We start from the raw sequence: 6,655 nt of genomic DNA, 5'->3' as shown, positions 1-6,655 counted from the left end.
GAAATCAGAAATCAGAAATCAGAAATCAGAAATCAGAAATCAGAAATCAGAAATCAGAAATCAGAAATCAGAAATCAGAAATCAGAAATCAGAAATCAGAAATCCACCACCACCTGGTTACGGGTCAGGTCTTCCAGCGTATCGCTTTTGCGGATCAGTTGCGCCTTCCCCTTACGAACGATTACTTCAGCGGGACGGAATCTCGAATTAAAGGTAGAAGCCATTTCATATCCGTAGGCGCCGGCATTATAGAATACCAGCAGGTCGCCCTCCCGTACTTCCGGCAATGGCCGGTCCCAGGCAAATGTATCCGTTTCGCAAATATTGCCCACAACAGAATAAGGTTTCACCGCACCACCAGGATTACCCAGGTTTTCAATCCGGTGATACGCATCATAAAACATAGGACGGATCAGGTGATTAAAACCGCTGTTGATGCTCACAAATGTAGTAGCCGCTGTTTCTTTCAACAGATTAACGGAAGTAATCAGGTATCCCGATTCACTTACCATAAACTTACCCGGCTCAAACCATATTTCCAGTCCGCGGGCAGTATCATGGGCGTCAAAGGCTGCCAAAACCTTTTGAGAAAGTTCTTCAATATTAATAACCGGATCACCTTCCCTATACCCCACTTTAAATCCACCGCCCAGGTCGATCGACTTCAGGTCCGGAAAATGCGGAATAATGTCAAACAATACATCTATTCCTTTTATAAAAATGTCGGCATCTTTTATGTCGCTTCCGGTATGGATATGCAGATTCTGGATCCGGATACCATAGATTTTTACAAGCTCCTGCAATTGGGGCAACTGCTCTACAGGGATCCCAAATTTACTGCGGTCGTGTCCCGTTGATATTTTGAGATTACCGCCGGCCATAATATTCGGACGCAGCCTTACTCCCACCGGGTATTGCCCACCATATTTTTCACCCAGTTTTTGAAGATTATAAAGACTATCAATATTTACAAATACACCCAGTTTTAAAGCCTCTTCAATTTCAGAAAAATGAATACCATTGCTGGTATATAATACCCTTGAAGGCTCAAAACCCGCTTGCAGGGCCAGTTTTACTTCATTGATAGAACTACAGTCAACATTTGCTCCCAGCCTGTGAATAAACCGAAGCACACTCAGGTTCGTGAGCGCCTTTGCCGCATAAAATATTTTTACCCGCCCGCCTTCAAAAGCAGTACACAATCGCTGGTACTGTTTTTCGATCTTATCCGCATTATACACATATACGGGGGTCCCAAATTCTTTTGCAATTTGGATCAGCTGTTCGTTTGTTAATTGTTCGCTCATAATGGTATTTACAAAAAAAGCAGTAAAAATACTGCTACATAAAAATAATATTCCGGGGCAGCAGTTATTCTCCCTCCGGCTTTTCCGAATCGTCTGCCTTTTGCTCTTCGTCATCTGCCGCTTCCCCGGTTGTTGCCTCACCTTCAGCCGGTGATTCATCCTCCCCGGCTCCAGCGGCTTCCGTTATCCCGGTTTCCGGCGTTCCCCCCTGCCCGTCTGACATCGTTTCGTCTCCGACTTCAGGGAATGCAGCCGTTTCTACAGTTGTTTCGGCGTCTGTTCCTGCGGTTTCGATCAACTCGCCATTCCCGGCAACAACAAGCGGATGACCGCCATCACCGGCTAAACTGCCCGGTGCAATGGCATTACCTTCCTCATCCACCGGTGTTGGCAAAATCTCCTGTTCTGCCAGCACTTCCTTTATTTTGGGCAATTCTTCTGCTGAATTGATACCAAAGTAATCCATGAACGTTTTTGATGTGGCATATACCAGCGGATGACCGGGCAGCTTTTCGTTACGACCGCTGATAATGACCAGTTCCTTCTCCAACAGTTTCTGAATGGCATAATCGGCGCTTACGCCCCTGATGGCTTCAATTTCTCCTTTAGTTACCGGTTGTTTGTAAGCAATAATCGACAAAGTTTCCAGCGCTGCCGGCGACAGGCGTTTCATAAACTTGTCGCCATTGATTTGTGCCACCGTTTTATGATACTCTTTTTTGGTAAGGAACTGCCAGCCGCCGCCGCTCACACGCACTTCGAACGGATAAAACTCCGAATCATATTTTTCTACAATGCCCCCGATCGATGCTTCCACCTGGTCCAGCGTGATCTTGTCTTCCATAAAGCCAAAAGCGCTGTTAAGCAGATCCGTTAACTCCAGCGGGGTCAGCGGCTTGTCGCTTGCAAAGATCAACGCTTCAATATGGGGGATCAGGCCGGTAATTTCCATGACGAGAGTTTGATGTTAAAAATTTGAAGTTTGAGATTTTGAACATCAGACCAAAAACTTCAAACCTCAAACCTGATTATCCCTGCAATGCAGCAGCGCCGCTTACTATTTCCGTTAACTCGGTAGTAATAGCAGCCTGCCTTGCACGGTTATAAGAGAGCTTAAGATTACGCAACATTTCATTGGCGTTCTCTGATGCCTTATCCATCGAGGTCATCCGCGCTCCGTGCTCCGAAGCATTGGAATCCAGCACCGCCTTAAACAGCTGTGTATTCAGGATCTTGGGCATCAGTTCTGCAATAAGGTCTTCTTTATTGGGATCAAAAACAAAGTCGGCCTTTGCCACCCCCTCCTTTTTCTCCACTTTGGGAATCGGCAAAAACGGCTCCACCGTAAAAATCTGAGTAGCCGCATTCCGAAACTGGCTGTACACAATTTCAACGGCGTCAAATTGCTTTTCTTCAAAAGCCTTCATGGCTTCTGTTGCTATTTTCTGCACATTCTCAAAAGAGAGTTGCAGGAAAATATCTTTATAGGTATCATCTGTTTTATACCCTAACTTGGTCAGCGCCTCATAACCCTTCTTGCCCAGGTTCCAGATCGTCACATTTCCTTTATCAAACTGGTTTTGATATTTTTCACGGATCAGCGACCGGGTCAGCTTAACCACATTGGTATTGAAAGCGCCGGCCAATCCGCGATCGCTGGTAATAGCAATGATCAGCACTTTTTCAACAGGGCGCTCAGCAGCCAGCGCCATTTCAGTGTCTCCATCATTATTGCTTACAATATTGCTCAGCATTTCCTGTAATTTCTGCGCATACGGCCGCATTTGAACGATGGCATCCTGCGCACGGCGGAATTTTGCAGCACTTACCATTTTCATTGCCTTGGTGATCTGCTGCATGCTTTGTACCGAACTGATGCGATTACGAACCTCTTTTAACTGACCTGCCATAGTTTTCTGACTGTTTTAATGCTGAATACCCGTGATTTTAAGGCGCAAAAGTAAGCGCTAATCGCCAGATTTCCACATCTGGACGCAGTAAATTGAACACCTTGTGGAAAAAGGGCGGATAAATTCGACCAAAAAACAAACTACTTACTGTAATACAATACGTTAGCAACCGATCGCTCGCCTGCATGATCCCATTTTTTATTGTCGGAGGGATGATTAATCACCCCTCTTTTCCGGGTCCACAAAGTGGAGGAACCACCACCATCAAAATTAATGATGGAAATGCAATGTTTTTGCCCCATTATTTTGATTAAAGAAAACTATAATGTAACTTTAATACGGGGTTGTTATTCTCATAAACAGACTGTTTTTAAATAAAACTGCGCGTATCTCTGATACACCCGGGGGAATATAGCTGTTGCCGGGCGTATTGACCATTTTGTACCTTACTGACCATTAAACGATTGACCATGCTACAGTTAACCAGCCGTGCGCTGCTATTTCAACTGCTTCTTGCCGTAACCCTCGTTACACAGGGGCAATCCTTAAAAACCAAACAGGAAACAGGATATTTCAATATTACGACACCCGCTGAGATCCAGGTGATGCGTTCTATCGACTCTGCGATGCTTAATGACGGGAATGCGCGGTTTAAGGCAGGATTTGAGCTTCATACGATCAATGGCTATTTCGTTAACCCCCAGTTCTCCGTAGGCGTGGGCGTTGGTATCCAGTACTCCAACTATAACTATTACCCGGTAACCGATACATCTGCAAAAAGCGCCCGAATCAGCACCCTACCCGTGTTTGCCGACCTGCGGTATTACCCCCGCAACAGTATTAATGGCGCCCTGTTTCTTATAAACGCCGGTTACGCTCCGGCCTTAAGTGTTAGTGTTGCCGAACATAAACCTTTTTTGAATGGCGGCGCGTTTTTAAAACTGGGGGCGGCCTATAAATTTTATCTGAGCAACTTTATTTCTTTTGTTCCCTCTCTTAATTTTAAAGCGCAGCGATATGGGGAACATACGGTAACCGGAGCCGTTTTAGGATTGGGGTTCATGTTTTGAGCCGCTTCCGCATCTGTTCCGTTTTGCGGCCAATAAGCCAGAACGAGAGCGCCAGCAGCGCAAAGAAAATACCCTTGTTGGTCTTATCCCAGAAATATTCAAAATACCGGGTGTAAATATTGAGCAGGAAAAACAGCAACACCAGATCTCTAAAAACAGCATCCTTCCATTTATAGGCAACGACGATCAGCCCTGCCAGCAAAATAGTATATCCCAGTGCCCAGGGAAATAAACGCCCCTGCCGGATATTGCTCCACAGATCATAACTCAGGTTGCCGGATACGGACAAAAACAGTCCGGAAAGCAAAAAGAATATCCACAGGAAATAGACCGTAATCTCATAAAAGGGCATCTTGCAAACCTGTTGCTTACGCAAAAAACCAACAAGCGCCAGCAGCAAGCCGGCCAGCAGGGTCATCCGCAGGGGATAGTTCATCCCCAGAAAATAATCGTGCGCCGGCCCGGACCATTCCCAGGTTTGGATGCCCCAGCTTACCACCAATGCCAGCAAAGCACATACCCAAATAAGCCCCGACTTCAGGTAGCGGGCAACGGCCACATAACTGAGGGCCAGTACAAATACAACCAGGCCGTAAAACCGGTGTCCTTCTCCCAGGCTACGGGTAAGATAGGTAATGGCCACTCCCAGGCTCAACACCGCCAGTATATTAAAGCTTTCGTTGCTCAGCGAAGCATCGGGGAATTTCTGCTTTCGCTTTCCGGCAAACCAGATCAATACCACAGAAAGTATCAGGAAGATTCCGCCAATCAATACCTCTGAAAAGGCGAAGAAACGCCGCATCCGTTCAATCCATTTCTCATCCAGCACAATAGCTCCAAATGCAAGAATGGCGCAGGATACGGCTGCAACAAACGCATAAAATGTAAAGGAGCCCAGGTCGTCCTTATGAACATTAACAGAGTTTCGTAACTGCGCGGCCTTCTCCGCATCAACCGCCTGCGCTGCTTCCCATTGGTCGATAGCATTCAGAATTACGTCCGCATCTTTTTTTGATACCCGCATATTCCAAAGTTCGCAATAAAAACTATAAAAACAGGCCCGACATAAAAAACAAACGTTCGGTACCGAAGTTGCAATCAAACTTAAACCCAGTGAAAAAAACAGACCTTTCAGGACCGGTACAGCCACTGCGTATGCTTAAAACAGCTTACTATTGCACCCGGTAATTTTGCGCAAAAAAACCAGGTTCAAATAAAACAGGATGAAAGCAACAATCGATCTTTTCAAATGCATCAGTGAAGGCCATACCGGGTATATAAAAGAGGCCCTTAGCCGCAATCCCAACCTCGAACGTACCAATCCGGAGGGACAAACGGCCCTGCTTTATGCTTTGTATAAAAAGGATACCGAAACCGCACTGCTGTTGATCGGCCACGGGGCAAATGTGAACGCAAAGGACCAGGTGGGCAACACACCCTTCCTGTATGCCGGTGCGCAGGGCTATACCAGTGTGGTGAACGCCTGTCTGCAACACGGCGCCGATTTTACCATTTTTAACCGTTACGGCGGTACGGCCCTGATACCGGCGGCCGAAAAAGCCCATTTAGAAACCGTAAAACTGCTGGCCGCAACACCCGGCTTTCCCATCGACCATGTTAACAACCTGGGATGGACGGCCCTGCTGGAGGCTATTATTTTAGGCGAAGGTGACGATACACATGCCCCGGTTATTGCCGCATTAATTGCCGGTGGCTGCGATGTAAACCTCCCCGATAAAAAAGGCATCAGTCCCCTTGCGCACGCGCAGCGCCTGGAGTATAAAAAAATAGGCGCTCTCCTTGAGACGGCCGGGGCCCAGGTTCCATAACAACCTTTCACCACTTCGGGTCGTCATACAAAAGAGTAAACTTTTTATGGAAGATGAAAAAGATCAGCGGTATCCTGTTATTAATGATGACTACGCTTTCCCTGAAAGCGCAACAAATTGAGAGTATTCATTTTAACCTGTATACGGATAGTCTGAAGAAGGGCACACACAATTATATTAATGTAGATGGTAAAATGAGCGATGGCAGCTGGCGACCTATGACCCAAAAGGAGCTGAAATTCAGTTCCGACTATGGCAAATTTGACGGCAATAGCCTGGTACTGCCCGATGAGCCTTCTGTAAAAAAAGTAGCAGTAACCATAACACTAAAGAATAATCCCAAGATGACCCGGGATATTACCATCTGGATCAAACAAAAACCGGATCCTCCTTTGACGAAGCCCGGAACGGAAACACATATACGCCCCGGAAGACGGTAACCACTGTTTGAGGTTTCGTGTTCAAGGTTCAACGTTAAATCCGCGTTTACTTACATTCGGGGATGCCTGTTGCTCAATCCCACTTGCTATTTCCTATTC

Annotated in this window: 8 protein-coding genes; 3 read left to right on the top strand and 5 right to left on the bottom strand. The window is 46.4% G+C overall.

Going from position 1 to position 6,655, the window contains the following annotated elements; genetic code table 11:
* Positions 1 to 95: 95 nt before the first annotated feature.
* From lysA to GGU45_RS19125, 4 genes are all read right to left on the bottom strand, one after another.
* Positions 96 to 1,307 (bottom strand): diaminopimelate decarboxylase, encoded by a 1,212-nt coding sequence (lysA, locus tag GGU45_RS19140; RefSeq protein ID WP_435227502.1) that lies wholly within the window; start codon positions 1,305 to 1,307, stop codon positions 96 to 98.
* A gap of 64 nt (positions 1,308 to 1,371) precedes the next feature.
* On the bottom strand, positions 1,372 to 2,259 hold the full coding sequence (gene scpB, locus GGU45_RS19135; protein ID WP_435227501.1) for an SMC-Scp complex subunit ScpB: 888 nt from the start codon (positions 2,257 to 2,259) through the stop codon (positions 1,372 to 1,374).
* A gap of 76 nt (positions 2,260 to 2,335) precedes the next feature.
* Entirely contained in the window at positions 2,336 to 3,217 is an 882-nt protein-coding gene (gene atpG / locus GGU45_RS19130; protein ID WP_435227499.1) for an ATP synthase F1 subunit gamma, read from the bottom strand.
* Between the two features lie 140 nt (positions 3,218 to 3,357).
* Positions 3,358 to 3,519, bottom strand: coding sequence for a phosphodiester glycosidase family protein (locus GGU45_RS19125; protein WP_435227497.1), 162 nt, complete (start codon positions 3,517 to 3,519; stop codon positions 3,358 to 3,360).
* A gap of 168 nt (positions 3,520 to 3,687) precedes the next feature.
* On the opposite strand from GGU45_RS19125, the gene GGU45_RS19120 reads away from it, so the two are divergent.
* Positions 3,688 to 4,287: a hypothetical protein gene (locus tag GGU45_RS19120; RefSeq protein WP_435227496.1), complete on the top strand. Its 600-nt coding sequence runs from the start codon at positions 3,688 to 3,690 to the stop codon at positions 4,285 to 4,287.
* Here GGU45_RS19120 and GGU45_RS19115 read toward each other — a convergent pair.
* The gene (locus tag GGU45_RS19115) at positions 4,277 to 5,311 is read right to left on the bottom strand and encodes a hypothetical protein (RefSeq protein ID WP_435227494.1); all 1,035 of its coding nucleotides are present in this window, start codon (positions 5,309 to 5,311) and stop codon (positions 4,277 to 4,279) included. The two genes, GGU45_RS19120 and GGU45_RS19115, sit on opposite strands and share 11 nt — an antisense overlap.
* A gap of 199 nt (positions 5,312 to 5,510) precedes the next feature.
* Here GGU45_RS19115 and GGU45_RS19110 point away from each other — a divergent pair, with 199 nt between their 5' ends.
* The gene (locus GGU45_RS19110) at positions 5,511 to 6,116 is read left to right on the top strand and encodes an ankyrin repeat domain-containing protein (RefSeq protein WP_435227492.1); all 606 of its coding nucleotides are present in this window, start codon (positions 5,511 to 5,513) and stop codon (positions 6,114 to 6,116) included.
* Between the two features lie 53 nt (positions 6,117 to 6,169).
* Positions 6,170 to 6,556, top strand: coding sequence for a hypothetical protein (locus GGU45_RS19105; RefSeq protein WP_435227490.1), 387 nt, complete (start codon positions 6,170 to 6,172; stop codon positions 6,554 to 6,556).
* The last annotated feature ends 99 nt before the right edge of the window (positions 6,557 to 6,655 follow it).

Origin of the sequence: Niabella hirudinis (genome assembly GCF_051201075.1) — a bacterium.
GTDB lineage: Bacteria > Bacteroidota > Bacteroidia > Chitinophagales > Chitinophagaceae > Niabella > Niabella hirudinis.
Note: the sequence above shows the minus strand (reverse complement) of the source record. Positions and strands in the feature narration are given on the sequence as shown.

What these genes read in the sequence shown, in the direction of transcription:
- lysA (WP_435227502.1), bottom strand. Translation starts at nt 1,307, where the DNA reads ATGAGCGAACAATTAACAAACGAACAGCTGATCCAAATTGCAAAAGAA.
- scpB (WP_435227501.1), bottom strand. Translation starts at nt 2,259, where the DNA reads ATGGAAATTACCGGCCTGATCCCCCATATTGAAGCGTTGATCTTTGCA.
- GGU45_RS19120 (WP_435227496.1), top strand. Translation starts at nt 3,688, where the DNA reads ATGCTACAGTTAACCAGCCGTGCGCTGCTATTTCAACTGCTTCTTGCC.
- GGU45_RS19115 (WP_435227494.1), bottom strand. Translation starts at nt 5,311, where the DNA reads ATGCGGGTATCAAAAAAAGATGCGGACGTAATTCTGAATGCTATCGAC.
- atpG (WP_435227499.1), bottom strand. Translation starts at nt 3,217, where the DNA reads ATGGCAGGTCAGTTAAAAGAGGTTCGTAATCGCATCAGTTCGGTACAA.
- GGU45_RS19125 (WP_435227497.1), bottom strand. Translation starts at nt 3,519, where the DNA reads ATGGGGCAAAAACATTGCATTTCCATCATTAATTTTGATGGTGGTGGT.
- GGU45_RS19110 (WP_435227492.1), top strand. Translation starts at nt 5,511, where the DNA reads ATGAAAGCAACAATCGATCTTTTCAAATGCATCAGTGAAGGCCATACC.
- GGU45_RS19105 (WP_435227490.1), top strand. Translation starts at nt 6,170, where the DNA reads ATGAAAAAGATCAGCGGTATCCTGTTATTAATGATGACTACGCTTTCC.